General features: G+C 62.3%; 24 protein-coding genes, 1 tRNA gene and 3 pseudogenes. 13 read left to right on the top strand and 15 right to left on the bottom strand.

The annotated features are described in order from the left end of the window. Window positions 1–4 precede the first annotated feature (4 nt). A tRNA-Glu gene (locus tag FZX09_RS00405) sits at window positions 5–77 on the top strand. Window positions 78–222: 145 nt separating this feature from the next. On the opposite strand, the gene FZX09_RS00400 is transcribed toward FZX09_RS00405, so the two are convergent. Then, a complete protein-coding gene (locus FZX09_RS00400; protein WP_226399130.1) occupies window positions 223–768 on the bottom strand; it encodes an SRPBCC family protein in 546 nt (181 codons plus the stop codon). Window positions 769–929: 161 nt separating this feature from the next. Between FZX09_RS00400 and FZX09_RS00395 the strand changes: the two genes are divergently transcribed. The 8 genes and pseudogenes from FZX09_RS00395 (at window position 930) to FZX09_RS00360 (ending at window position 8,606) form a co-directional block, all read left to right on the top strand. Beyond that, window positions 930–2,120, top strand: coding sequence for an FAD-binding oxidoreductase (locus FZX09_RS00395; protein WP_226399129.1), 1,191 nt, complete (start codon window positions 930–932; stop codon window positions 2,118–2,120). Window positions 2,121–2,289: 169 nt separating this feature from the next. Next, the gene (gene zwf, locus FZX09_RS00390; protein WP_226399128.1) at window positions 2,290–3,813 is read left to right on the top strand and encodes a glucose-6-phosphate dehydrogenase; all 1,524 of its coding nucleotides are present in this window, start codon (window positions 2,290–2,292) and stop codon (window positions 3,811–3,813) included. A gap of 56 nt (window positions 3,814–3,869) precedes the next feature. Beyond that, window positions 3,870–5,156, top strand: a complete 1,287-nt coding sequence (locus FZX09_RS00385; RefSeq protein WP_226399127.1) for a glucose-6-phosphate dehydrogenase assembly protein OpcA — start codon at window positions 3,870–3,872, stop codon at window positions 5,154–5,156. A gap of 14 nt (window positions 5,157–5,170) precedes the next feature. After that, a complete protein-coding gene (locus FZX09_RS00380; protein WP_226399126.1) occupies window positions 5,171–6,598 on the top strand; it encodes a cobyrinate a,c-diamide synthase in 1,428 nt (475 codons plus the stop codon). After that, window positions 6,493–6,846: an acylphosphatase gene (locus tag FZX09_RS00375; RefSeq protein WP_226399125.1), complete on the top strand. Its 354-nt coding sequence runs from the start codon at window positions 6,493–6,495 to the stop codon at window positions 6,844–6,846. The genes FZX09_RS00380 and FZX09_RS00375 overlap by 106 nt, the downstream gene beginning before the upstream one ends. An 85-nt stretch (window positions 6,847–6,931) precedes the next feature. Next, a complete protein-coding gene (locus FZX09_RS00370; RefSeq protein WP_226399124.1) occupies window positions 6,932–7,306 on the top strand; it encodes a hypothetical protein in 375 nt (124 codons plus the stop codon). A 207-nt stretch (window positions 7,307–7,513) separates the two neighbouring features. Beyond that, window positions 7,514–8,047: a histidine phosphatase family protein gene (locus FZX09_RS00365; RefSeq protein WP_226399123.1), complete on the top strand. Its 534-nt coding sequence runs from the start codon at window positions 7,514–7,516 to the stop codon at window positions 8,045–8,047. 33 nt (window positions 8,048–8,080) lie between these two features. Continuing rightward, window positions 8,081–8,606, top strand: a pseudogene (locus FZX09_RS00360) (GAP family protein). A 1-nt stretch (window position 8,607) separates the two neighbouring features. Here the strand turns inward: FZX09_RS00360 and FZX09_RS00355 are convergent. The 6 genes and pseudogenes from FZX09_RS00355 to folD all read right to left on the bottom strand — a co-directional run bounded on the left by FZX09_RS00355 (window position 8,608) and on the right by folD (window position 13,061). Then, window positions 8,608–10,059 (bottom strand): AAA family ATPase, encoded by a 1,452-nt coding sequence (locus FZX09_RS00355; protein ID WP_226399122.1) that lies wholly within the window; start codon window positions 10,057–10,059, stop codon window positions 8,608–8,610. Then, a complete protein-coding gene (locus tag FZX09_RS00350; RefSeq protein ID WP_226399121.1) occupies window positions 10,056–10,568 on the bottom strand; it encodes a divergent PAP2 family protein in 513 nt (170 codons plus the stop codon). Before FZX09_RS00350 ends, FZX09_RS00355 begins: the two co-directional genes overlap by 4 nt. After that, entirely contained in the window at window positions 10,565–11,455 is an 891-nt protein-coding gene (crtE, locus tag FZX09_RS00345) for a geranylgeranyl diphosphate synthase CrtE (protein ID WP_226399120.1), read from the bottom strand. The genes FZX09_RS00350 and crtE overlap by 4 nt, the downstream gene beginning before the upstream one ends. Before the next feature lie 40 nt (window positions 11,456–11,495). Next, window positions 11,496–11,624, bottom strand: a complete 129-nt coding sequence (locus FZX09_RS11960; protein WP_370624180.1) for a hypothetical protein — start codon at window positions 11,622–11,624, stop codon at window positions 11,496–11,498. Window positions 11,625–11,704: 80 nt separating this feature from the next. Then, window positions 11,705–11,893, bottom strand: a pseudogene (locus FZX09_RS11955) (putative 2OG-Fe(II) oxygenase); the annotation flags it as partial. A gap of 286 nt (window positions 11,894–12,179) precedes the next feature. Beyond that, complete coding sequence (folD, locus tag FZX09_RS00335; RefSeq protein WP_226399119.1) at window positions 12,180–13,061, bottom strand: bifunctional methylenetetrahydrofolate dehydrogenase/methenyltetrahydrofolate cyclohydrolase FolD; 882 nt, start codon at window positions 13,059–13,061, stop codon at window positions 12,180–12,182. 70 nt (window positions 13,062–13,131) lie between these two features. Between folD and FZX09_RS00330 the strand changes: the two genes are divergently transcribed. Next, complete coding sequence (locus FZX09_RS00330; protein WP_226399118.1) at window positions 13,132–15,222, top strand: HDIG domain-containing metalloprotein; 2,091 nt, start codon at window positions 13,132–13,134, stop codon at window positions 15,220–15,222. A 103-nt stretch (window positions 15,223–15,325) separates the two neighbouring features. On the opposite strand, the gene FZX09_RS00325 is transcribed toward FZX09_RS00330, so the two are convergent. From FZX09_RS00325 to FZX09_RS00310, 4 genes and pseudogenes are all read right to left on the bottom strand, one after another. Further along, window positions 15,326–15,928: an RluA family pseudouridine synthase gene (locus FZX09_RS00325; RefSeq protein WP_226399117.1), complete on the bottom strand. Its 603-nt coding sequence runs from the start codon at window positions 15,926–15,928 to the stop codon at window positions 15,326–15,328. An 8-nt stretch (window positions 15,929–15,936) separates the two neighbouring features. Beyond that, window positions 15,937–16,425, bottom strand: coding sequence for a hypothetical protein (locus FZX09_RS00320; RefSeq protein WP_226399116.1), 489 nt, complete (start codon window positions 16,423–16,425; stop codon window positions 15,937–15,939). A gap of 82 nt (window positions 16,426–16,507) precedes the next feature. Further along, a pseudogene (locus tag FZX09_RS00315) lies at window positions 16,508–16,799 on the bottom strand (MTH1187 family thiamine-binding protein). Beyond that, window positions 16,799–17,047, bottom strand: a complete 249-nt coding sequence (locus FZX09_RS00310; protein WP_226399115.1) for a hypothetical protein — start codon at window positions 17,045–17,047, stop codon at window positions 16,799–16,801. The pseudogene FZX09_RS00315 and the gene FZX09_RS00310 overlap by 1 nt, the downstream one beginning before the upstream one ends. 90 nt (window positions 17,048–17,137) lie before the next feature. On the opposite strand from FZX09_RS00310, the gene FZX09_RS00305 reads away from it, so the two are divergent. Further along, window positions 17,138–17,584, top strand: a complete 447-nt coding sequence (locus FZX09_RS00305; RefSeq protein ID WP_226399114.1) for a hypothetical protein — start codon at window positions 17,138–17,140, stop codon at window positions 17,582–17,584. A 70-nt stretch (window positions 17,585–17,654) separates the two neighbouring features. Further along, window positions 17,655–17,864: a hypothetical protein gene (locus FZX09_RS00300; protein ID WP_226399113.1), complete on the top strand. Its 210-nt coding sequence runs from the start codon at window positions 17,655–17,657 to the stop codon at window positions 17,862–17,864. A gap of 18 nt (window positions 17,865–17,882) precedes the next feature. On the opposite strand, the gene FZX09_RS00295 is transcribed toward FZX09_RS00300, so the two are convergent. The 3 genes from FZX09_RS00295 to FZX09_RS00285 form a co-directional block, all read right to left on the bottom strand. Continuing rightward, window positions 17,883–18,128 (bottom strand): Nif11-like leader peptide family natural product precursor, encoded by a 246-nt coding sequence (locus FZX09_RS00295; RefSeq protein WP_226399112.1) that lies wholly within the window; start codon window positions 18,126–18,128, stop codon window positions 17,883–17,885. A 298-nt stretch (window positions 18,129–18,426) separates the two neighbouring features. Further along, window positions 18,427–19,251 carry a carbohydrate ABC transporter permease gene (locus tag FZX09_RS00290; protein ID WP_226399111.1) on the bottom strand — a complete coding sequence of 275 codons (825 nt, stop codon included), beginning with the start codon at window positions 19,249–19,251 and terminating at the stop codon, window positions 18,427–18,429. A gap of 10 nt (window positions 19,252–19,261) precedes the next feature. Next, window positions 19,262–20,884, bottom strand: coding sequence for a 2-isopropylmalate synthase (locus tag FZX09_RS00285; RefSeq protein WP_226399110.1), 1,623 nt, complete (start codon window positions 20,882–20,884; stop codon window positions 19,262–19,264). 109 nt (window positions 20,885–20,993) lie between these two features. Between FZX09_RS00285 and FZX09_RS00280 the strand changes: the two genes are divergently transcribed. Next, window positions 20,994–22,577: a 1,4-alpha-glucan branching protein domain-containing protein gene (locus FZX09_RS00280; RefSeq protein WP_226399109.1), complete on the top strand. Its 1,584-nt coding sequence runs from the start codon at window positions 20,994–20,996 to the stop codon at window positions 22,575–22,577. 111 nt (window positions 22,578–22,688) lie between these two features. On the opposite strand, the gene crtL is transcribed toward FZX09_RS00280, so the two are convergent. Further along, window positions 22,689–23,927: a lycopene beta cyclase gene (crtL, locus tag FZX09_RS00275; RefSeq protein WP_226399108.1), complete on the bottom strand. Its 1,239-nt coding sequence runs from the start codon at window positions 23,925–23,927 to the stop codon at window positions 22,689–22,691. Between the last annotated feature and the right edge of the window lies 1 nt (window position 23,928).

Genomic DNA, 23,928 nt, shown 5'->3' with positions numbered 1-23,928 from the left:
CCTCGCCCCCATCGTCTAGAGGCCTAGGACACCTCCCTTTCACGGAGGCGACAGGGGTTCGAATCCCCTTGGGGGTACTACGTCATCACAAAGCTTGTTTTGGTGGTGAACCGGGTAAAAGTTCAATCATTTTCTGGTGCGGTTCAGGCATCAGTCACTTGAGGCCGCTAGGCAAATGCAGCCCCCCATTCCGATCGGGAACTATCCAACTAGGGCCGAGAATCAAAGCGCAACTGAATTTCTATATTCAGTTTTTCTGCGATGTGCTTCCTGCACCACGGCGTTGAGGTTGCTGGAGAGATCGTCCCGCAGCCGCTCCTCGATCAGACCGATCGGCATTCCCAGGCACCCTTGAACCGTCAGCTCATAAAGCAGTGAGCAGCCGTCGGGACGTTGACGGATCTGCCACGAGCCTTCAAAGCGTCGGAAATCACCTTTCACCATGCGGAATTGCAGCAGTCCGTCCTGGCGGAATTCGATCAGCTCCAACTGAACCTGGGCTGAGAACCGAAGCCCAAGAAGCTGCTGACTACCCACCTGTTGAAGCCGCACCGTCTGACCCTGGCGTTGGATCAGCTCGCTGCTACTGAGGTTGGGGATGAACCGGGACAGATTCTCGTAATCCGTCAGCACATCCCAGAGCAGTTGAACGGGCAGGGGAGATTTGAGTTCAGCTGCCAAACGCCGCGTCCCCTGAGGCAGCCGCTCCATGGTCTGCTCGATCGCAGTCCCTGGATCTGCGGAGGTTTGCAGCCCTGGTCCAAACATTGTCTGGGGGAAAACCAAAAGAGACGCCGAGATGAGAGGCCGAACCTGAGGATCTTAAGGAGGTTGCCTGGATCACATCAGATTCTGTTCCGAACAGCAACCTTTTTGTGTGAAATCAAAGGCCACGCCTATAGTCGCGCCACAAAAAGCAGGTGATTTCAATGCGTGTGTCCAATGCAGCGACAGAGCACTGCAATGAGGCTCTGTTCACTGTCGTGGCAAGTGGTCCCCATGTCGGCTCACAACCGTCTGTGGTTCAGACCTACACCGTTGGGATGAACCAGTTTTCCGCACTTTTCAAACGATTGGGTGCCTCTGGCGCCAAAATCTTGTCTGTGAATGGTGTGGAAGTAGAGCGACAAGCCTCTCCCGTTGCCACCACCCCGGCACCTGCCAAAAAAACCGCCAAAAAACCCGCCAAGAAAGCCGTGACGTCAAGCGCCCCGAAGAAAAAGCCCCACGCCGACGTTCCGGTCAACACCTACAAGCCCAAAACCCCTTTCATGGGGACGGTCACCGAGAACTATTCCCTGCTTCAGGACGGTGCGATCGGTCGTGTTCAGCACATCACGTTTGACCTCGCCGGTGGTGAGCCCCAGCTGAAGTACATCGAAGGGCAGAGCATCGGCATCATTCCCGAGGGGGAAGACGCCAACGGCAAACCCCACAAATTGCGCCTGTATTCCATCGCCAGCACCCGCCACGGCGACAACCTGGAAGGCAACACTGTCTCCCTCTGTGTTCGTCAGCTCGAATACAAAAACGAGGCTGGTGAACAGATCTATGGCGTCTGCTCCACCTATCTCTGCGACATCGAACCAGGAACCAAGGTGAAGATCACCGGTCCGGTGGGCAAGGAGATGCTTCTTCCTGACGATGAGGAAGCCAACATCATCATGCTGGCGACCGGCACCGGCATCGCTCCGATGCGCACCTACCTGCGCCGCATGTTCGAACCCCGCGAACAGGAGACCAACGGCTGGAAATTCCGCGGCAAAGCCTGGCTGTTCATGGGCGCACCCAAAACCGCCAATCTTCTGTACGACGAGGACTTCCTCCACTACGAAAAGGAGTATCCCGACAACTTCCGCTACACCAAGGCGATCAGCAGGGAACAGCAGAACACCAAGGGAGGCCGGATGTACATCCAGGACCGCGTTCTGGAGCACGCCGAAGAGATCTTCGCAATGATCGAAGATCCCAAGACCCACGTGTACATGTGCGGTTTACGCGGCATGGAGCCGGGCATCGATGAGGCCATGACCGCCGCCGCGGCAGCCAAGGGTCTGGACTGGTCCGAACTGCGCCCTCAGCTCAAGAAGGCCGACCGCTGGCACGTCGAGACCTACTGATCGATCACAAGCCGATCAATCAGCCATCGATCGCTTCCAGTCCACCCCGAGGGGTGGACTTTTTTTTTGGGTTGGCAACAAAAGCTGGCACCAACACGGAAACAAAGCGGCAAGTCCATGTCTGTTGCCGGTTCCGTGCCTAAACCAACCTCAGAAGCCTGGACGCTCCATGGTTGCCACGATGACGAACCCCCTCAGGGTTGGACTGCGTCAGGAGCGTGTGATCGCGCCGCAGTGTCTGGTGATCTTCGGCGCCAGCGGTGATCTAACCCACCGCAAGCTGGTGCCAGCCCTGTTTGAGCTGTTCAAGCAACGGCGTCTGCCCAGTGAGTTCGCCCTTCTGGGCTGTGCGCGACGGCCGTGGAGTGACGAAGACTTCCGCGGAAAGATGGCGGAGGCACTCGCCAGCACGATTCAGGACGATCCCCAGGCCTGGGAGCAGTTCGTCGGGAAACTCTTCTACGAGCCGGTCGACCTTCAACAACCTGAGGATGTGGTGCGGCTGGGCACACGGCTGGAAACAATCGATCAACAGTGCGCCACCCGCGGCAACCGCACCTTCTATCTCTCCGTCTCCCCCAAGTTCTACGGCAGCGGCTGCCGTTCACTCGCCGACGCTGGCCTGTTGAAGGACCCAAAACGCAGCCGGGTGGTGATCGAAAAGCCGTTCGGTCGCGACTACGGCAGTGCCCAGGCCCTCAATCAGGTGGTCCAGGCCTGCGGTCAGGAGAATCAGGTCTTTCGCATCGACCATTACCTGGGCAAGGAAACGGTCCAGAACATCATGGTTCTGCGCTTTGCCAACACGATCTTCGAGCCGATCTGGAATCGCAATTACATCTCCAGTGTTCAGATCACTGCCGCTGAAACCGTGGGTGTGGAGGAACGCGCCGGGTATTACGAGTCGGCCGGTGCCCTGCGGGACATGGTGCAGAACCACCTGACCCAGATGCTGGCGATCACCGCCATGGAACCGCCAGGACGCTTTGATCCGGAAGCGATCCGCAACGAAAAAGCCAAGGTGCTCCAGGCTGCTCGCCTGGCCGATGAGCTCGAACCCTGGAACTGCTGCATCCGTGGCCAATACGGACCCGGTGGTTCCGCGGAATCGCCCCTTGCCGGTTATCGCCATGAACCCGGTGTGAATCCCAACAGCACCACCGAGACCTACGTGGCGATGAAGCTGTTCATCGACAACTGGCGCTGGCAAGGGGTTCCGTTCTATGTGCGCACTGGCAAACGGCTGGCCAAGCGAACAAGTGAAGTGGTGCTCACCTTCCGTGAAGCACCGGTGCATCTCTTTGATGCAGCCACCGGAGGCCCCACCGCCAATCAGCTGATCCTGCGCATCCAGCCGGATGAGGGGGCTGAATTCCGCTTCGAGGTGAAATCACCCGGTTCTGGCATGCGCAGCCGGCCCATAGACATGGAGTTCTCCTACGATGAATCCTTCGGGGAGCCGTCCGATGAGGGCTATGTGCGGCTCCTGGCTGACGCCATGCTCAGCGACCCCACCCTGTTCACCCGCAGTGATGAGGTGGAGGCGGCGTGGCGGCTCTACACCCCGCTGCTGGAACTGATTGAAGACAGCCCCTGGCAGCTGCCGGTTCATCCCTATGAATCCCGCACCTGGGGGCCTGCCGCCGCGGATGCCCTGCTGGCAAAAGACGGACTGCTCTGGCGACGCCCCTGACAGCGCGCGTTCACAGCCCTGTTTCTCAGCTCTCCAAGTCTCGTTCATCCGTCACCATGTCCCCTCAGCTCACCCTGCAAACCCCGCTGGAACTGGCACCTGCGGAGGTTCCCCACTACCTCGAACAGCTCTGGTCCCCCGAGCAACAGGGCAGCACGGGCACCGGGGCCAACACCTTCTGCCTGCTGATCTGGCAACCCGCCTGGGCGGAGCAGCAATTGATCCGCAGTGGTCGCCTGCCTGGGCCCGTCACCGGACAGCAATCCGCCCCCTTGATCGCTGCGGGCCGCCAAGCGGTGCTGGATGCCGACCTTCCCCTGAGCACGCCGCCGCTTGATGGGGCCGTGGTGAAGGCGGTGGCTGATTTTGAGGGGCAGGTGAGCGCAGAAGACCTGCGTGGCCAGTACATCGATCCGGCCCTGAGTGCGCTGATGCCCCGGCGCCTGATCACCCTGGCACCAACCATCGATGCGGCGCAACCCCTCGAAACACTCGTGGCCGCCTACTGCCCGCTGCCTGAGGAGGGGGGGGGGACCGCAGCCTGCGGCGATGTTGTAGTTCTGCGAGGCGGCCATGGTGCCCTGCGTGAGGGCCTTTCGATTCTCGACCCCCTGCTGCCGGACTCGATGCCGGCCTGGGTCTGGTGGAACGGCTGCATCGACGAAGCGCCAGAGCTGATGCAACGGCTCAACAGCGCACCACGGCGCCTAATCATCGACACCGCTTTGGGGGATCCGCGTCAGTGCCTTGAGCTGCTGAGCAGCCGCGTGGTGAGCGGCCAGGCAGTGAACGATCTCAACTGGCTGCGCCTTCGCAGCTGGCGCGAGACCCTCGCCATGGTGTTCGACCCGCCGCAACGGCGTGATGCTTTAAGCCACATCACCCGTCTCGACATCGATGTTGAGGGCCATCACCCCGCCCAAGGACTGCTGCTAGCCGCATGGATCGCCGATCGACTGGGCTGGACGCTGGTCTCGACCGACACGATCGAGGACGGCACCACCGCCCAGTTCAAGCGTTCCGATGGAACGGAGGTAACCTTCCAACTGATGGCTGTGCCGACGGGGCAGCCCAACGTGCATGCCGGCCAGATGGTGGGGCTTCGACTCATTGCCGAGCCGGAAAACAAGCAAGGCGTGTGCGTGATTCTCTGCGCTGAATCTGGGGGCTGCATGCGTTTGGAGGGGGGAGGCATGGCCAACCTCGATCTGCATGAGGAAGTGGTTCCCGTTCAGCACGACACCCCTGAAATGGATGTAGCCCGCTTGCTGGGCGGCGGTCACGACAGCACCAACCCATTGCTGGCAGCTGCGGCTCCGCTGGCTGCCAGGCTGCTGAGCTGATCCGCGTCTGAGCCATGGCCGCTGTCATCGCTGCACCAGCCAGTGGCAGCGGCAAAACCCTGTTGAGCCTGGCGCTGTTGAGCTGGGCCCAACAGAACGGCCGCTGGATTCAAGCCTTCAAGGTGGGGCCGGACTATCTCGATGCCCAGCTGCTCAGCCAGGCCTCGGGTCAGACCTGTCGCAACCTCGATCTAAATCTCTGCGGGGAAGCCTGGGTTCGGCGCGCATTTCACGGTTATGGAGGTGCCTCCGAGCTGACCCTCGTGGAGGGGGTGATGGGGCTCTTCGATGGCATCGGCAGCAGTACAACCGGAAGCACCGCCGACGTGGCCCGCCTGCTGGACCTGCCGGTGGTGCTGGTGCTGGATGCCGGTGGTCAGGCTGCCTCCCTCGGCGCCATCGTGCACGGATTCCGCGATCACGATCCCCACTTGCACATCGCCGGTGTGGTGCTCAACAAAGTCAGCAGCCCCAGGCACCGGGAACTGCTGGCCGAGGTGCTGGATCGCATGGGGGTGCCATTGCTGGGCTGCCTGCCGCGCAGCGAAGCCCTGGCCCTGCCGGGCCGTCATCTCGGCTTGGCCCCGGCCCATGAATTGGAAGCGCCCGAACAGCGACGCCAGGCCTGGGCCGCTCTGGCCAGCCAGCACCTGAACCTGGAACGCCTGGAACCCCTGCTGCAGGCACCCCGCCCCGGGCCGCAGCCCCTGGCCAACATCCCCGTAGAACAGGGACAGCCCCTGCCGGTGGCACTAGCCAGTGATGCCGCCTTTCACTTCCGCTACCAGGAAACCAATGAACTGCTGGAGCACATGGGCATGCCCGTGCTCCGCTGGAGCCCCCTGGCCGATGAGGCCATCCCTTCAGAAGCCAAGGGACTGATCCTGCCGGGCGGCTTCCCCGAACAGCACGCCGCCCAGCTCAGCGGCTGTGAGCAAAGCCTGAGCTCGCTACGGGCCTTCGTGCAGCAGCGACCGATCTACGCCGAATGCGGCGGGATGCTTGTGCTCGGAAACCAGCTAACCGACCTCGATGGCAGCAGCCACCGCATGGCGGGTCTACTGCCCTTCACGGCCCAGCGCGGACCGCTGCAGGTGGGCTATCGCCGCCTGCTGGCACGGCGGGACAGCCCTGTTGTGAAGAGCGGTCAGCAGCTGGTGGGCCACGAATTTCACCGCTGGGAACTGCACACCAACCGGCCGTCCTCCGACAGGACAGTGCTGTGGGACATTGAGGGATGGAAAGTCCATCGACATTCGGAAGGATGGGTCGATCAGACAGTTCACGCGAGCTGGGTTCACCTGCACTGGGCAAGCTCTACGACGATCTGCTCCCGATGGCGCGCCGCGCTCGAAGCCGGGGAGAAGCGATCGGCAAGCGCTTCGTCAGCCGCCAGCAACCCCCGCGAATCCAACCGTTCGCCGAACGCTGGCGCTGGGTAATCGAAGGCCGCGTTCAGCGGGTAGGGTTCCGTGCCAGCTGCAATCGGCGCGCCCTGGATCTCGGCATCAGCGGTTGGGTGCGCAACCTCAGTGATGGCCGTGTGGAAGTTCAAGCCGAAGGGGCACCGCTGGCCTTGTCTGAACTGCGGGCCTGGTGTGAAGTCGGGCCGCCGGGTGCAAGGGTGCTTCGGGTGACACCCAGCCAGCTCCCGGTTACGGGCGACGACTGGTTCGAAGTGCGCTACTGAGACACTCAGGCGAAAAGATTGGGAAGGAGGGTTCCACGCTCCACCTATCTCGCTACGGCTGAAGCAGGACCTTCGCGCCAGTCGCATGCTCCGCTTTGGATTTGTCCTATTGATCACCGCGCTGCCCCTGCTCGGCATGGAGGCAATGAGCACTCGACGGGAAACCACCAAGCAAGTGTTCGATTCCGCGGCAGAGGCCCTCAACGCCTGTCAGAGCTGGCGGCACAGAGAAGGACAGTTTTCAGCCCTGATTCCCGCCGCTGCTCCGGTGTCAACGCAGGCGCGGCCTGTGCAGACCGACATCCGCAGCTGCGAGGCCGATCTGGACCATGCGCTGGTGCTGGGCCGCAGTTACAGCGTTGTGCCCGGCGTGCACTACAACAAAACGCTGCGGTCGCTGCACCGCCCGATCCGTCGCACCTTTCCTTACCTGCTGCCGGATGGCAAAACTGACGGTTGAAGCCTCTGGCATTCCTTGAGCAACTTCCTCGACACCAAAGACAAAGCCTTCTGGAGAGCCCTTCTCGGCGTTGTGAGTTTGGGGGTGAGCATTGGTCTGGCCGCCTTGATCCTGAAGCTGTGAAGCTGGCTGCTGACTCTTCAACCAACACTGTCCATCCTGAGCGGGTCACCTCCGGAACAATGCATTTCTCGCCAGCTCTGGTTGTTGCGCCATGGAGCAACTGAGTGGGCACTGAACGGGCGGCACACCGGCAGCACAGACCTACCGCTCTTACCTGATAATGAAGCCGAAGCCAGAGCCCTGAAGCCAATCCTCGGTCAACAGCAATTCGCAGCGATGTTCAGCTCCCCCTTTCAACGGGCCAGACGAACCTGCGAGTTGGCTGGCCTTGGCCACGAGATGCAGATCTGCAACGACATCGTCGAGTGGAACTATGGCGACTACGAAGGGATCACAACCACCACGATCCGCCAAACCGTGCCGAACTGGACCGTATGGAGCCATGGCTGTCCTGGAGGTGAGGACGCTGAGCAAGTTGAGGCTCGCTGCGCAAGAGCTATCTGCACAGCGCTTGACGCTCCAGGTCCAGGGGACATTGCCCTTTTCGCCCATGGCCACATCTTGAGAGCACTCGCAGGAGCTTGGCTGGGCTTGGGAGCAGCTGGCGACCAGCTCTTACCTCTCGCAACAGCCTCCGTAAGCATCCTGGGATGGGAACGAGAGATTCGAGCCATTTAGCGCTGAAATGCCCCAACAAATCCACCGGCCTAAATGGCGGAACCCCGGATCTGGACCGAACTGCTGACCTACGGGCTTGGCGTGGCGCTGTCGCCCATCCACATCGTTCTGCTGCTGTTGCTGCTGCTGGGGGGGTCACCGCTGCGGCGCGGGGGATTGTTTGTAGGCGGCTGGCTGCTGACCAGCGCCCGCTTGGAGCGGCGCCGTGGATCGTTTCGCCGCAATGCCGCTTCCCTTGCTGTTGCTGATCAGCAGCGTCACTGAAGTGATCAGTCCCGACGATCTGTTGTTGTTCGCCAAAAGCGCCGCCGTAATCCTGACCGCGCAGTTGCCCCTGCAAGAGGAGATTGCCTGCCGCATCGGCTTAAGCTTCGCCGCCACTGCCCTGATGCTGGTTCCGTTTCTAGCGGTTTTGATCGGACGCCAAGGGGTTCTTCCGCTGCTGCAACGCGGCAAAACCGCCCTGCTGAGCCGGGGAGAACTGGTGGTGGGCAGCCTCAGTTTTGGGCTGGGGACTTACCTGGGCTTGCAGGGGGTCAGCGGCCTGATGGTCTCCTGATTCATGCGTGGTCCCGGGTGGTATCGAATTCGCGCTGCCAGGAGGTGCGCAGATCAGGCGACGTCTCCCCGCCAAGCAACCAAACCCCCGTGCGGGCTCGGGACACTGCGACATAACAGAGCTGCTGGCGGATGGCTGGGTCGGCCCGGAACACATCCGGCGCCACAAAGACATCCCCAAAACTGCTGCCCTGACTGCGGTGAACCGTGAGCACCGCCGCCGGCCCAAGGGAAGCGAAGGCATCACGAATCAGGAAGTACTGCCGCCAGATCGCGCGACCGTTTTTCTTGCCAGCATCACGGGCCTGCTTGCGCAGCCGCTGCATCACCGCATCAAGCTCCTGACGACCAGAGCTGCCAATCGGCGGCTGCAGGCGCAGGGTGAGCTCAAGATCCCCCGCATTCACCGATGCGGAGAGGGTCTCGATCACCGGCACAGGCCCATCGGCAGACGACAGGCCAAAATCCGCCAGGTCACAGGCCTCCGGCTTGACGTCCCGCACCGTCACTTCACGGTTGGAGCCCAGCACCATGTCGGGTTCTTCACCGGCCTCTTCTCCATCCCTTGAGGCCGGGGCCATCACCGCGGTTCGACTGATCAACACCTCACCGGGCAGCACCGGCATCTGATCCGCCATTTCCCCATGGATCGCGCGGCGCGCATGGGGCACCAAGCGATCCAGGGTGCGGTTCGTGTAGCAGAGGATGCGTGCGGCATCGGGGTTGTCTTGCACCGAGGCATCCCTCAAGGCACGCCGGGCCTGATCCAGCCATTCCCGTTGCACCAGGCTGCGCACCTGCCCCTGCGGGGAACGAATCGGCGGCAGCAGCGGTGGCATCTGGCAGGGCAGGCGCCCCTCCCGCAGACCCGCCGCCAGCCGCAGCACCGGGCCTTGATGCCGCACCACCTGGGTCAAGCTGGCAGAACAGGACCGTTGCATCGCAAACACGGGACTGTTCTGCTCACCAACCGGTGGCAACTGGGCCGGGTCGCCGACAAACACCAAACGTGTCTTGAACGGATGGGCACACTGGAGGGCGATGCCCAACAGGGTGCTGTCCACCATCGAAGCTTCGTCAATCAGCACAAGGCCCAAGTTCTCCAGGGCCATGGCCGTCTGCTCGGTGGGTTCACAGAGTTCAGCGTCGGCGGAGCGCTTGAGTTTCAGCCGCAACAAGCGATGGATGGTGGAGGGATACCAGGTGGGTTGGAGCCCCTCCAACTCCAAGGCCTGGCGCAAGACGCCCACCGCTTTGTGGGTTGGGGCAACGACGGTCCAACACAAACCGCTGGCTTCCACCTGACGCAGCAGGCGCATGGAGAGGAAGGTCTTGCCGCTGCCGGCAAAACCACTGAGCACGAAGGGAGTTCCATCCACGGGCTGTTTGAGCCAGGCCGCAAAGGCATCCGCCGCGGCCTGCTGATCAGCGGTGAGGTCCGCGGCGGCGGTCACCCCAGCCCAGCTCCAAGACCCGACAGCAGATGCAGCGGTGATCCCACAAACTCCACGCCAGGCAGAGCAATGGCGGGACCCATCAGGCTGCCCACCAGCACCTGCAGCCGGCTGTGGCCCAGGCTTTCCTTGAGGGGTTTCTCCAGAACATCCGGCCAGAGCGAATCAGGCAAGCCATTCACCCGTTCCGCCGTCAGCCCGGCATTACGCCGAATGCCACTGGCGTCGTACATGACAACAAACGCCACCATCGCCGCAAGGGCGAAGAGGGGGTGATCAAAACCCAGGGTCCAGCCCACACAGGCTGCCGTGCCTGTGACCAAGGCGGAGTGACTCGACGGCATACCGCCGGTTTCGATCAGCACCGACGGTCGCCAACGGCGATGCAGGAGCAACTCAAGGAACAGCTTCGAGAGCTGGGCACCGCCACAGGCCAGTAAGCCCCAGGTGAGTGAACTGTTGTCGAAAAACTCCCGCAGGACCGCATGGGAAGGCGTGGCGTCGATCATCGGTCGCGGCTGGTAATGAAGTCGGCCAACGCCAGCAGGGGCATGGCCTTCTCGGCCCAGGGTTGAAGGGACTCTTTCGCTTCGTTCACCAGCGCATCAGCCCGGCGGCGGGACTCGTCGAGCCCCAAGAGCTTGGGATAAGTGGTCTTATCAGCGATGAGGTCCTTGCCGGCGGTTTTACCGAGCACCTCGCTGCTGGCCGTGATGTCGAGGATGTCGTCGATGATCTGGAAGGCTAGGCCGATTCCTCTGGCATAGATGCGCAGGGCCTTGATCAGCGCCTCATCGGCGCCGCCGATCATCGCCCCGGTGATCACACAAGCGCTCAACAGGGCTCCGGTTTTATGGAGATGGATGTACTCGAGGGTTTCAAGATCCACCTCCTTGCCCTCGCTTTCTAGATCCACCACCTGGCCGCCCACAAGGCCAGGGGCCCCGGCCACCAACGACAGTTCTCCCACCACCTTGAGGAGGCGCTCAGCCGGCACATCCGGACTGCGCAGCGCGACCATTTCAAAGGCGCGGGTCAGCAGGGCATCACCCGCCAGGATGGCGACCGCTTCGCCGTACACCTTGTGGTTGGTGGGACGACCACGGCGCAGGTCGTCGTCATCCATGGCCGGCAGGTCGTCGTGAATCAACGACATGGTGTGGATCATTTCCAGCGCCACCGCTGTGGGCAGGGCCTGCGTCGCCTCCCCGCCTGCCAGCTCGCAGGCAGCAAGGCAGAGAATCGGGCGCAGACGCTTGCCACCGGCAAGAAGCGAATAGCGCATCGCTTCCCTGAGGGACTCCGGCCGCTCAGGACCAAGGGATCCATCGAGGGCCGCTTCCACCTGCTCTTTGGCCTTGCCGAGATAGGCCTTGAAATCGAACTCGGCGCTCATGGGTGGACCCTGGCTGGCGGGATTCTCTCAGGCCGAGCCATTAGCTGCCGAGGGGGACCCAATCCATCGGATGGGGTGTTCGCATCTCGCGTCCCTTGCCTGGCGCCGTGGTGATGGCCAAGTCGTAGGACACCGAATAGCGAGGGCCGCTTCCCTCGTAAGGGAGCACCCGATGGCGCAGGTCCGAGGGATCATCAGAAGACGGTGAGGCAGCGGCGCGAACACACCACCGGAGACAGCCGCGTCCCGGTCGGGCATCGCCATCACATGGCTGAAGTAATCATCGGGCGCCTCAAATTCCAGCTCCCCGCTCTCTTTGGCCGGATCCGTCAACACGTAAAACACTGCGCTCAACTGGGCATTGCGGTGGCTGTGGAGATCCACCGTTCCGCCATTCCTCGCACACACCACGGGCCAGGCTTTTTGGATATGGGCCACAAGACCGTGATCCGGGCCTAACAGCGAACGGAGATAGGCCGACACATGCTCGGCCTATCTCCGTTCAGCCACTGGAACGCATCCGTGCGATGCAACTGATCCAGGCCGGCATGGCCCAATAGATCCCCAGTGAGGTTGTTGCGATCGCTGAACTCGGGGTGCTGATACACCTGGGTATCGAACTGCTCAAGCTGCTGCTACTTGGCTGCGGCCGTGGCGGCATCCGGCCCGAGATCGACCTGTAGAGCAGGGATAGGGAACAGCCAGTGCAGCGCCATGGAACCGATCAGGGCACGAGATCGTCCAAATCATGGTCAAGGGTGTGGCGTCTGCACCAAGCCACAACGGTGTTCACCAGAAGCATCGTCACCGTCATCGGTCCCACACCGCCAGGGACAGGCGACAGCGCAGAAGTGATCGACTCGATTTCAGCCGCTCGAACATCACCGCACAATCCACCTTCCGGCTTGCGGTGGATGCCGACATCCACCACCGCCGCTCCCGGCCGCACGTGCTCGGCCCCGATGAACTCAGGACGGCCAGCTGCCACCACAAGAATGTCGGCTTCGCGGGTGTGGGCCACCAGATCGGCCGTGCGGGAGTGGGCAATGGTGACGGTGGCGTTGGCGGCCTGCAGCATCAAGGCCATCGGCTGCCCCACAAGAATGCTGCGGCCGATAACCACAGCGCGCTTGCCCGCTGGATCGATGCCATTGCTGCGCAGCATCGCCATCACCCCTGCGGGAGTGCAGCTGCGCGGGCCCGGTTCCCCCTTGAGCAGCCGTCCGAGATTGAGGGTGTGCAGACCATCGGCATCCTTTTCAGGATCGATGGCCATCAGCAGCGGCCCCTCATCGAGGCCGGCTGGAAGGGGAAGCTGCAGAAGGATCCCGTCCACTTCCGGGTTGGCATTCAACCGTTCGATCGTTTGAAGCACCTGCGCTGGAGGCGTGTCGGCGGGGAGGTGATCGCCAAAGCTGGCCACCCCGATCCGAGCACAGGCCTTTTCCTTGTTGGCGACGTAGACGGCGCTGGCGGGATCATCACCAACCCGCAGCACCGCCAAGCCCGGCGGTCGCCCCACCTCGGCCAGACACCGTTCGATCAGGATTTGAAGACGATGCTCCACATCCCTTGCCAGCACCTTGCCGTCCAAACGCAGGGCCATGGCATCCCCTTGCACACCTTCCAGCATGCCCTCTAGAGAGAGCTAGCGTTAGAACGCTACAAGGTCCCTTTTGGTTCGCGTTCCTCGGCTGAGCAGCCTTTGGCGGAACTGGGTGCGGCTCGAAGGCCCCGGGGGTCGCCTGCTGCGCTGGACGCGACTACAGACACTCGTTGTTTTGCTGCTGTGCCTTTCCGTGGCCGCAGCCTCAAGCCTGCCCTGGCTGATAAAGCCGAAAGTCCAACCCGGATCGCTGGCCCCGTTTGAAGCCATCGCTCCGAAAGATGCCCTGGTGCAGGACAGCACCGCCCTCGAGCAGCAGCGAGCCTCTCTGGTGTCGCGATCGGTGGTGCAGGTCATCGATCAGGAGCAGACCCAAGCACTTAAACAACGGCTCGAGCAACAACTGCTGCAGCTGCAGGAGGTCACCAACACCGGATCTGGCGCCCGAATCGGGCCGGTGAACCTTTCTGAGCCGGAGAAAAAATGGCTGGAACGACGCAGCGAACGGGAACATCTGGCATGGGATGAGTCGGTGCGCAGCACCGCTGATCGCATGCTCAGCCAAGGGCTGGTGAGCAATCTGGCCGTTGAGCAATTACTCCAGGCGGCCAACCTGCAACTCCAGGCGGTTGCCCTGCAGCCACCGGCAGCTTGGTCCCTTGCCGGCAAGGTGCTCACCAGCACCCTGCGCGGAAGCAGCAACCTGCGCACCGACCCAAACCTGAGCAAACAGCTGATCGAGGAACAGCTGACCAAACAGGCCATCCCCACCATCAAGGTGCGCAAGGGGGATCTCATCACCCGCAAGGGCGAGCCAATCAGCCCACAGGCCTACGACGTGCTGGATTATTTCGGCCGCGTGCGCCGCGAGCCCCAACCGTTGATCTGGTTCCAACGGTTTGTTGAAGCCGCTGCAGCCTGCGCAGTGATGCTGTTGGTGATGCGGCGCGAACGGCCTGGCCTGGAAGTGCGCCATGCCCTGCTGGCGGTGGGTCTGCTGCTGCTGGTGCAGGGAGCGAAACTCTGGTTCAAGGGAACCGTGAGCCCTCTGGCCATCCTTGTGCCGCCCAGCCTGCTGCTGGCGGAGGGACTGGGCACCGGTTGCGGCTTGGTCTGGATGGGTGTGGCCGCTCTGCTCTGGCCAGAACCCGTGCAGGGACTTGGGGATGGCCGCCTGCTGGTGGCGGCAAGCGTGGCCGCCACTGGGGCCTTGATCGCGGGCCGTCAACGCAGCCGCGGGCAGCTGCTGCAACTGACGGTGCTGCTGCCGATCGGCGCGCTTGTGGGCCAGTGGCTGCTGCTGCAACTGCAACCTTTCACCGGCCTGCGGCTCTGGGGAAGCCTGAATCCAAGCCTGGATGAACTGGCCACCGATGCCTTGCTGCTGGGGATTGTGCTGATGTTCAGCCTGCTGCTGATCCCGATGCTGGAAGGGTCCTTCGGCCTACTCACCCGGGCACGGCTGCTGGAGCTGGCGGATCAGGAACGGCCTCTGTTGCGCCGCCTTTCCTGCGAAGCCCCGGGAACCTTTGAGCACACCCTGATGATCTGCGGCCTCGCGGAGGAGGGGGCGCGGGCGATTGGCGCGGATGTGGATCTGATCCGGACCGGGTCGCTCTATCACGATGTGGGCAAACTGCATGCGCCGGACTGGTTCATCGAGAACCAGAAGGACGGCCCCAATCCCCACGACGCGCTGGATGACCCCCAGGCAAGTGCAGCGGTGCTTCAAGCCCATGTGGATGAGGGGCTGAAGCTGGCGCGGCGTCACCGCCTACCCCGGCCCATCGCCGATTTCATCCCTGAGCACCAAGGCACCTTGAAAATGGGCTACTTCCTGCACAAGGCCCAGGAGCGCGGCGGAGTGGTTGAGGAGCACCGCTTCCGTTATAGGGGCCCGGAACCCCGTACCAAAGAAACAGCGATCTTGATGCTGGCGGATGGCTGTGAGGCGGCGTTGCGATCCCTCCCTCCCGACACCTCCGATGCCCAGGCAGTGGACACGGTGCGGCGGATCGTGGAAGCGCGGCAGCGGGATGGACAACTGCGCAAAAGCAACCTCAACCGCAGCGAAGTGGAACTGGTGATTCGTGCCTTCGTGCAGGTGTGGCGGCGGATGCGCCACCGCCGCATTCCCTATCCGATCCCGGCCCGTCGCTGATGGCCTGAGGGCTCATCGCTTACAACGACCACAACGCCACACCACTGGTGAACATGCCCAGGGAAATCGCCTTGGTGTCGCCACTGCGCAGCGTCCGAGTTCATCACTCAATTGCAAAGGGAAGCTCCTGCGCGATCAGACGGACGCGTTGCTGGGTGAAGGGATGGCGAAAGCTCAGGGCCTGGGCATGCAGATGCATGCGACAGGAACGGCCGGCATCCCCGTAGATCGGATCTCCCACGATGGGGTGGCCCCGTTCGGCCAGATGGGCCCGCAGCTGATGGGAGCGCCCCGTGAGCGGACGCAACCAGAGCCGCGTGCGGTGGGAACCAGCGGCGCGGGCTCGCCAAATCGTCAGCGCCAGACGCCCCTCCGGGTGGCTGCCGTAGCGCGGCGGTTGGCGCGAGAGACGCGCCAACGAGCTGGCGATGCTGCCGCTGCCTTGGAGCTCCCCCTCCACCTCCGCCTGATAGAGCTTGTTGATTCGTCGTTCAGCAAACAGGGCACTGAGCCGCCGCAGGGGGTCAGCGCTTCGGGCCAAGAGCAGCACCCCCGAGGTGTCGCGGTCCAGGCGGTGAACCAGGCGCAGGCCTTGATCCTGCTGCTGCAAGCGGGTGATCACGGAATCGCTTTGCTCCGGCCCCAGGCCAGGTTGGCTCAGCAGGCCGGCAGGCTTATCGACCGCTATCAGCCATGGGTCCCGCATCAGCAGCTTCAAGGGGAGAGCCGCTTGGCGCAGTGTTTTTCAAACAAGGCCACCACCTGCTCCTCTGGAAGGGCCTGAATCAGCCGGGCTTCGGCCTCAACGTGATGCTGACTGGAGTGATACAACTGCAACTCGTGAAAAGGATTGGGGTCCTGCTGGCGGGCCAGCTCAACCTCACGGCTGAGCAAGGCCGCCGGCATCAGATTGCCGCCGTTGCACAACTGCATCACATGAGCTGATTCATGGGCCAGTACCACCCAAACCACCGCTGGATCGTCGGGCAGGTTGTTGCCGCACATCAACAGGGCCTGCTTGCCCTCATGAAATGCACCCAGCAAGCCCAAAGGGCAGTCGATCGCTACCAGGGCATTCACCCCCGCCCGCTGCAGCAAGCGCAGGTAACTGGCAATGCGATCCCACGTTGACGCCTGAACAGCACTGCCCGTCAGCTGTACAACCAGCAGTGCAAACAGCGCAGCCCTGAAACCGCGACCCATCAAGCAAGGGACCACACAACAATCTCATTGGTCTCAAGATCGGCTCAGCCCGAATCGAAACCCACCAAAGTTCTACAGATTCTTAATCGCCCAGAAGCTCTTCCACTGAGGAGACATTCCCAGCGAACGACTGCTGCCGACAGTTGCGGGTGTTGAGCTTGAGCGCTGTGTAAAGGCGCGGGGCGCAATTCGGCGTGACAAGCCCGCACATAGTCCATGACCTCGTCCTACGGGCCTTCGATCGCCGTGCCATTGGGACCCAGCTGATGGCTCAAGCTCGTGGCAGCGATCACCCGCTCACAGGCGGCGATGTAAGGCGAAAGACTGACACCGACACCGATCGGCACCACGCAGAGGTCAACACTGACCCACATCAGCCCGCTGTCGCACTGGATCGGCTCAAGCAACTCACTGGATAGTCGATGGTGCGCCAACTGCCGCTGTCAGTTCGCACTTCAACCGCAATACCCTGCTGACCCATGGAACATCGGGACCCTTGTCCCGTGCACCAATCGCTGGCATCAGCGAGGGCCAGTTCCAACGTGTCGTAAGGGGCGTCGAGCACCGGATGCGGTTGACCGTCGAGGCCAACCAACCGGTAGCGGGAGCGATGCTTGGCCATCGCGTTCCAATCCCGGAAGTGTCACCATCCTCCCATAATCGCGGCCCGGCGTCATTCACACACTGGAGCCAGCAACAGGACGAAATGGGCATGAGTGAACCGCTTCAGCAGGCCTACAACGCCCTGATGGTGAAGGCTCCGGGGGCAGCGTTTCAAAAAGCACGGGCCCTTTATCTCAACAAATATCCACTTCCCCAGACCGACAGCAGCGGGCCACTGCGGCTCTACGTCTGCGAGGAGCAACTGGAGGAGTCGATTCAGCCCGCCAACGACGGCGATTCGAATCACCGCCTTGCGATTCTCCGCTCACGGCCGATGCAGTTAGCCGTGTTGCACTGGCAACAGCCCCATCCGCCCGAGCCGGAGCAACTGCGCCGCTACCTGCAGGACACCTGGTCTCTCAACCTGGAAGATCTGGAGATCGAGGCCCTCAGCACCCCCTGGTTCCGTGAGGGAGGTCATCAGAGCCGCTTTGCAGCACCCACGGGGTTGAGCTGGGAACAACAAAGCCTATTAACCCTTAGGGAAGAAAAGTAAAAGCAATTCTGCAGTTCGCGCCAAGCCGCTGCAAGGTACCGCTAGCGAACAAATAGAGCTCTCTCAGCCAATGCTCATTAAGTACGCCGAACGCTACGTGCTGCGGTCCTGTTCAGCCGGCGGCTATCTCGGCGTCAATGCCGTGGATCAACGCATCGAAGGCCAATCTTCCCCTGACAGCGCCTGGATCTTTCACACCCACGAAGGTGCCGTGAACCACGCCCGTTGGATTGGCGAAGTGCACGGGGAAACACCGGACGTGGTGAAGCTGGATCAATGAAATGAGAGGCGGCGGGGATCAGCCGTGGATGAAATTGCGCAGGCGCCGCGCTTCTGCAGCCTGATCCTGCTGAAGCTCAACTGCCGTTCGCACGTGGTGCTCACGCTGCTGCGCCGCGAAGACATCCGCCTCACTCAAGGCAATGCCATGCTCAGCGGCGAGCCCGAGAAACCGCTCAAGGTCCATGGGCTGCGCCAGGGTCTTGGCCAGATCGGGGTCGCTGTCGCGAAGGGTTAGAAACCGATCAAGATCTTTAAGAGACATCCCGGCACAACTTGTTGCGGACCCCATTCAAGTCAGCATCGGTCCAAGTGGGGGAGGTTGGATACTGTTGAAACTGATCAACTGCGGCAGCCTGGCGCTGGTGAGTGTTCTGGTGGTGCCCCTGCTGCAGGGATTGCGTCAGCACAACCAACGCATTCAGGCGCAATAGAAACGGATAGATCAGCTGGAGGAACGCGCGCCGAAGCGTGCCCACAGCGACTTGCTCAGCCAACAGATGGGTGTGATCCAGGAACGCATGGATGCCTTCGCAGCCATGCGTTCCTGGATCACACCCCCTTCATCCCTTCACCGCATCCCCACTGGCATTGGGCAGGATGAAACTCTGCAACAGCACAAACAAGACCAGCACCGGCAGGATTGAGACCACCGAGCCGGCGGCAACGATGCGCCAATCCAGCGAAAAGCTGCTGGAGAGTTGCTGCAGGCCCAAAGGCAAGGTGTAGAGGGATGGGTCGTCAAGGATCACCAGCGGCCAAAGGAAATCACTCCAGGTGCCGATGAAGACGAACATCGCCAGGGTGATCAGATCGGCTTTGGCGGCGGGGATCATCACGTTCCACCATTCCCCCAGGCGGCTGCAACCATCTATCCGTGCCGCCTCCTCCAGCTCCTTGGGAACGCCGAGGAAGCTCTGGCGCAGTAGATAGAGACCAAAGGCGGTGGCTGCCTGGGGAATCACCAGGGCCAGCAGGGTGTTGCGCAGTCCCAGCTGCACCATCAGCAGATACAGCGGAATCATCACCACCTGAAACGGGATCAGGATCGTGGCCACCACCAAGCCCAGCACCAGGCCTCGTCCGGCGAAGCGCAACCGGGCCAGGGGGTAGGCGGCCAGGGAGCAGAAAAGCAGGTTGGCCAGCACCGCCAAGCCACTCACCACGGTGCTGTTGAACAGATAAGTGGTGAGGGGATTGTCTCGAAACAGCCGGACGTAGGCATCGAAGCTCGGCTGGGCGGGCAGCAACGCCGGCGGACTGCTGAAGATGTCTTCCGCCGGACTCTTAAGCGAGGTGCTCACCAACCAGAGCAACGGCGTGAGCACCAGCAGCGCCAGAAGAATCAGCAACACCAGCTGGACAGCCCGGGCGGTGGAAGTGCGCATGGCGTCGGCTCTAGAGCGTCGGTCGGGTCTCCAGAACAACAGGATCCTTCTGGGGATGCAATGACTGGCGCTCCTCTCCGGCCACCAGGCGATTGAGGGCATTAATGAAGGCCATCGCCGCCGCCACCACCACATCGGTGTCGGCAGCGTGGCCGGAATAGAGGGCACCGTTGCGGCGCAGGCGAATGGTCACCTCGCCCATGGCATCGATGCCCTCGGTGACCGACTTGACCGAGAACTCGATCAATTCATTGGGCACACCCGCCAGATCATTCAAGGCACGGCAGACGGCATCCACCGGACCGGTGCCCACCGCCGAACCTGTGGTCTCACTACCCTCTTCATCTAGAAGGGTGACGGTGGCAGTGGGGCGCAGGCTGCTGCCACAGCTGACCTGCACGAGCTTGAGCTGGAAGCGGGATTCCGGCTGCTGCACCTGTTCGCTGACGATCGCCTCGAGATCACGGTCGGTGATCTCGCGCTTGCGATCAGCGAGTTCCTTGAAGCGGGCAAAGGCTTCATCGAGGTCCTCGCGGGTGAGGTCGTAGCCAAGCTCCTCCAGACGGGCGCGCACGGCACTGCGGCCGCTCAGCTTGCCGAGGGAGATGCGGTTGTCGGACAACCCGACGGTCTTGGCATCAATGATTTCGTAGGTGAGCCGGTTCTTGAGAACGCCGTCCTGGTGGATGCCGGATTCATGGGCGAAGGCATTGGCACCAACGATCGCCTTGTTGGGCTGCACCACCATTCCGGTGAGATTGGACACCAACCGTGAGGTCTTGATGATCTCTTCGGTGCGCACGGCCGTAAGCGGCGTGGGGCTGTCTTCATCCCGGCCAAAGAACGGGTTGTAATGACGCCGCCGCACGTGCAACGCCATCACCAACTCCTCGAGGGAGGCATTGCCGGCCCGTTCGCCAATGCCATTGATGGTGCATTCGAGCTGACGGGCGCCGTTCTTGACGGCCTCGAGAAAATTGGCCACGGCCAGGCCGAGATCGTTGTGGCCGTGCACGGAGATCACGGCCTCGCCGATGTTGGGCACGTGCTGATTGATCCCTGCGATCAGGGCCCCGAACTCCGACGGGGTGGTGTAACCGACGGTGTCGGGAATGTTGATCGTGGTGGCACCCGCAGCAATCGCCGCCTCAATCACCTCGTAGAGAAACTCCGGGTCGCTGCGGCCGGCGTCCTCACAGGAGAACTCAACGTCCTCGACTAGAGAACGGGCATAGCTCACCATCTCGGGAACGATGCCGAGCACATCGGCACGGCTCTTCCGCAGCTTGTGCTCGAGGTGGATGTCGCTGGTGGCGATGAAGGTGTGAATGCGACGGCGCGGTGCTGGCGCCACGGCATCAGCACAGGCCTTGATGTCGGCCCGCGAGGCACGGGCCAGGCCGCAGATGATCGGGCCGTTATCGCCACCCACCTGCTGGGCAATCCGCTGCACAGCGGCGAAATCACCGGGGCTAGCAAAGGGAAATCCCGCCTCGATCACATCCACACCGAGCCGCGCCAGCTGCTGGGCAATGGCCAGCTTTTCCTCCAGGTTGAGGCTCGCCCCGGGCGACTGCTCACCATCCCGCAGGGTGGTGTCAAAAATCAGGACGCGACCGGGGTCCTTGGCCATGGAAGAGGCTCCAGCGGAGGTCTTAGTCGGAGTGACTATGAGTTAATCCATCTTAGTTCAGCTCCCAAGGGGGAAACGGATTAAGGTCAGCAACCGTTTGGGCTTGTTCGTGACCAAAGGCGCTGTCGCCCTGGTGTTGCATGCCCATCTGCCCTACGTGCGATCGGCACAACCTGGCTCCCTGGAGGAGGACTGGTTTTTCCAGGCCCTGATCGAGTGTTACTTGCCGCTGTTGGAAACGCTGGAGCTGGCCAACGCCGACCCCCACCAGCAGCCCAAACTCACCATCGGCTTGTCGCCGACGCTGCTGTCGCTGCTGAGCGATCAAGACCTGAAGCAGCGCTTTCCCCAGTGGTTGCACGAACGGCTGGTTCTCCTCCCGAAGGCCGACCCATCACTGCGTGCAGGCGCCGAGCACCTGGCGGCCACAATCGAGCGGCATCGGCTGGCGTGGCGGTCCTGCGACGGCGATTTGATCCAGCGCTTCGCCGCCCTGCAGCGCGATGGGGTGGTGGACCTGCTCACCTGCGGCGCCACCCACGGCTATCTGCCCCTGCTGCGCCATCACCCGGAAGCGGTGCGCGGCCAACTGCGCACAGCGGTGCGGGAACACCAACGCCTGGTGGGGGAGCGCCCCCTAGGGATCTGGCTGCCGGAATGCGCCTATTACGAAGGCCTGGACCGCTGGATGCGCGATGCCGGGCTTCGCTACGCCGTGCTGGACGGGCATGGGCTGCTGCATGGCCGGCCCCGGCCCCGCTACGGCGTGTATGCGCCGATCTGCAGCCGCAACGGGGTGGCTCTCTTCGGGCGTGACAGTGACGCCACCCTGCCGGTGTGGTCGGCCAAGGACGGCTACCCCGGCGATCCCCACTACCGGGAGTTCCATCGCGATCTGGGCTGGGACCTGCCAATCGAAGAGCTCAAACCCCTTGGCCTCGACCAACCGCGCCCGCTCGGCCTGAAACTGCATCGGGTGACCGATCACAGCGCACCGTTGGACCGGAAACAGCCCTATGAACCGTGGGTGGCTGCTGAACGGGTGAAAGAGCATGCCGCCGATTACCTACAGGGCCGCCGCCGGCAGTTGGATCAGCTCGGGAATGCCATGGAAGTTTCCCCACTCTTGGTGGCACCTTTCGATGCAGAACTGTTTGGCCACTGGTGGTTTGAAGGGCCGGCTTTTCTCAGCCAGCTGTTCCAGCAGGCACCTCAGGAGGGGGTGGCCTTCACCCGGCTGCGCGATGTGCTGAACAGCGTTGGCCAACTTCAGCTCTGCGATCCCTCCCCCTCCAGCTGGGGGCAAGGGGGCTATCACGACTACTGGCTGAACGACAGCAACGCCTGGATCATCCCCGAGTGGGAAAAGGCCAGCGCCGCGATGGTGCAGCGCTGCAGCCGCGGGGTGGGCAGCGAGCAGGCGATGCAGTGGCTGCAGCAAGCGGCACGGGAACTGTTGCTCGCGCAGTCGTCCGACTGGAGCTTCATCCTTAGAGCCGGCACCACCACCGAACTGGCCCGAGAACGGGTGCAACGCCATCTGGGCCGCTTCTGGCACCTGATGCAGGCAATCGACGGCACCACCGAACTGCCGGAGGGCTGGCTCGAGGAGGTGCAGACGGACGATCGCCTGTTCCCGCTGATTCAACCGTTGGACTGGGCCCCGGTGAATCCTTCTGAACCCAGCACCTAAAAAGAGCCCCAGCAATCTGGGGCTCTTCACTGTTCACATCACGGATCGGGGATCGACCGTTGAACAATCAGAACTCGAAGGTCACACCGCCGCTCGCACGGCAGGTGGATCTCAAAACCGCGGAGCTTGATCCTTCGCCGCCCCCAGCACCAGCCCTCGCCGCAATTCCCACGGGGATAAAGCAAACAACCGCAGCATCACCCCCATCAGCCGAGGCAGCGGCAGGGTGTTGGTGAGGAAGCCAAACCACTCCTCTCGAGGCAATGAAAAGAACGTGGCGAAGTGGGTGCGCAACAACGCTTCGTTGAAGCCCATCAACCGGTCCAGGCCGAACTGATAGAGCTGATGGCGCAGCACCAGTTCCAATGGCCAGAGCGCCTGCCAGCCCCGTTGCGCCAACGCTGCTGAACCAAGGCTTGGATTAGCGATGGCTTCGGCGATGGCGAGGGCCAAATCAGGCCCCCGCCGCAGCAGCGATCCCACCATGTAGCCCGAGGCTGGATGCACCATGCTCGCCGCTCCACCGAAAGCCAGCACCGGCTGACTGCGATCGGGCAACGGCAGGTTCATCGGGAAGAGGCAGAACTCTTCATGGATCACCTCAGTAATTTCCACACCCCGCTGATCCAAGCGCTGCTGCAGCCGTTGCTTGAGCACGTCGTAGGGAACCCCTGGCGCCAAGGCGAGCGAAGTTTCCTCCACGAAGAACAGCCCATCGCCCAAATCCATCGCATACAAAAACGTGGGCGGTTCGCTGCTCTGCTCCTCGCTGAGGTGATCGCAGCGGTAGTCCATCAGCACAAACCGGCCCGGCTCAATTGGCGGTTTGGAGAAACGTGCCACCACGCCGTAAGCCGCCTGGCCCGCCACCGGCCCCTGATCGGGGCGGCGAATGTGGGGCGTGCGCGAACCTGAGGCATCAATCACCAAGCGCGCCTGCAAGGTTGTTCCCGATGCACAGCTGACGCTGGTGATTGCATCCTTCACATCCACCGTTTCGGCGGTGTCTTGATGCCAGGCCACACGATCAGCCCCCTCCAGCCAATGGCGCTGCAGAGCAGCACGATCGAACAAGCCGTAGTCGATCCCATAGGCATGGCTCTGATCCTGAGCCGTTGATCCGCCTTCGCCGAAATAACTGACGGTGTCGCTCCAGCGGTGCTCCAGCAGCTGCTCAAGCCCCACGGCTTTGAGTTCATCGACCCAGATGCCGTAGGTGTTCGGCCAGGGATCGTCGACCGGATCGGGAGCGATGCCTGCAACAGCCACACCGCGTTGGTTCAATTCTGATGCGATGCAGAGGGCAGCAGGACCACCCCCCAACACCAGCACATCCACCGGCTCAACCAAG

It is taken from the genome of Synechococcus sp. MU1643 (assembly GCF_020514095.1).
Lineage (GTDB): Bacteria > Cyanobacteriota > Cyanobacteriia > PCC-6307 > Cyanobiaceae > Parasynechococcus.
Note: the sequence above shows the minus strand (reverse complement) of the source record. Positions and strands in the feature narration are given on the sequence as shown.

What these genes read in the sequence shown, in the direction of transcription:
- FZX09_RS00375 (WP_226399125.1), top strand. Translation starts at nt 6,493, where the DNA reads ATGGCGCGCCGCGCTCGAAGCCGGGGAGAAGCGATCGGCAAGCGCTTC.
- FZX09_RS00380 (WP_226399126.1), top strand. Translation starts at nt 5,171, where the DNA reads ATGGCCGCTGTCATCGCTGCACCAGCCAGTGGCAGCGGCAAAACCCTG.
- crtE (WP_226399120.1), bottom strand. Translation starts at nt 11,455, where the DNA reads ATGAGCGCCGAGTTCGATTTCAAGGCCTATCTCGGCAAGGCCAAAGAG.
- FZX09_RS00385 (WP_226399127.1), top strand. Translation starts at nt 3,870, where the DNA reads ATGTCCCCTCAGCTCACCCTGCAAACCCCGCTGGAACTGGCACCTGCG.
- folD (WP_226399119.1), bottom strand. Translation starts at nt 13,061, where the DNA reads ATGGCCCTGCGTTTGGACGGCAAGGTGCTGGCAAGGGATGTGGAGCAT.
- FZX09_RS00285 (WP_226399110.1), bottom strand. Translation starts at nt 20,884, where the DNA reads ATGGCCAAGGACCCCGGTCGCGTCCTGATTTTTGACACCACCCTGCGG.
- zwf (WP_226399128.1), top strand. Translation starts at nt 2,290, where the DNA reads ATGGTTGCCACGATGACGAACCCCCTCAGGGTTGGACTGCGTCAGGAG.
- FZX09_RS00400 (WP_226399130.1), bottom strand. Translation starts at nt 768, where the DNA reads ATGTTTGGACCAGGGCTGCAAACCTCCGCAGATCCAGGGACTGCGATC.
- FZX09_RS00290 (WP_226399111.1), bottom strand. Translation starts at nt 19,251, where the DNA reads ATGCGCACTTCCACCGCCCGGGCTGTCCAGCTGGTGTTGCTGATTCTT.
- FZX09_RS00295 (WP_226399112.1), bottom strand. Translation starts at nt 18,128, where the DNA reads ATGTCTCTTAAAGATCTTGATCGGTTTCTAACCCTTCGCGACAGCGAC.
- FZX09_RS00350 (WP_226399121.1), bottom strand. Translation starts at nt 10,568, where the DNA reads ATGATCGACGCCACGCCTTCCCATGCGGTCCTGCGGGAGTTTTTCGAC.
- FZX09_RS00300 (WP_226399113.1), top strand. Translation starts at nt 17,655, where the DNA reads ATGCTCATTAAGTACGCCGAACGCTACGTGCTGCGGTCCTGTTCAGCC.
- FZX09_RS00370 (WP_226399124.1), top strand. Translation starts at nt 6,932, where the DNA reads ATGCTCCGCTTTGGATTTGTCCTATTGATCACCGCGCTGCCCCTGCTC.
- FZX09_RS00305 (WP_226399114.1), top strand. Translation starts at nt 17,138, where the DNA reads ATGAGTGAACCGCTTCAGCAGGCCTACAACGCCCTGATGGTGAAGGCT.
- FZX09_RS00320 (WP_226399116.1), bottom strand. Translation starts at nt 16,425, where the DNA reads ATGGGTCGCGGTTTCAGGGCTGCGCTGTTTGCACTGCTGGTTGTACAG.
- FZX09_RS00395 (WP_226399129.1), top strand. Translation starts at nt 930, where the DNA reads ATGCGTGTGTCCAATGCAGCGACAGAGCACTGCAATGAGGCTCTGTTC.
- FZX09_RS00310 (WP_226399115.1), bottom strand. Translation starts at nt 17,047, where the DNA reads ATGGCCAAGCATCGCTCCCGCTACCGGTTGGTTGGCCTCGACGGTCAA.
- FZX09_RS00325 (WP_226399117.1), bottom strand. Translation starts at nt 15,928, where the DNA reads ATGCGGGACCCATGGCTGATAGCGGTCGATAAGCCTGCCGGCCTGCTG.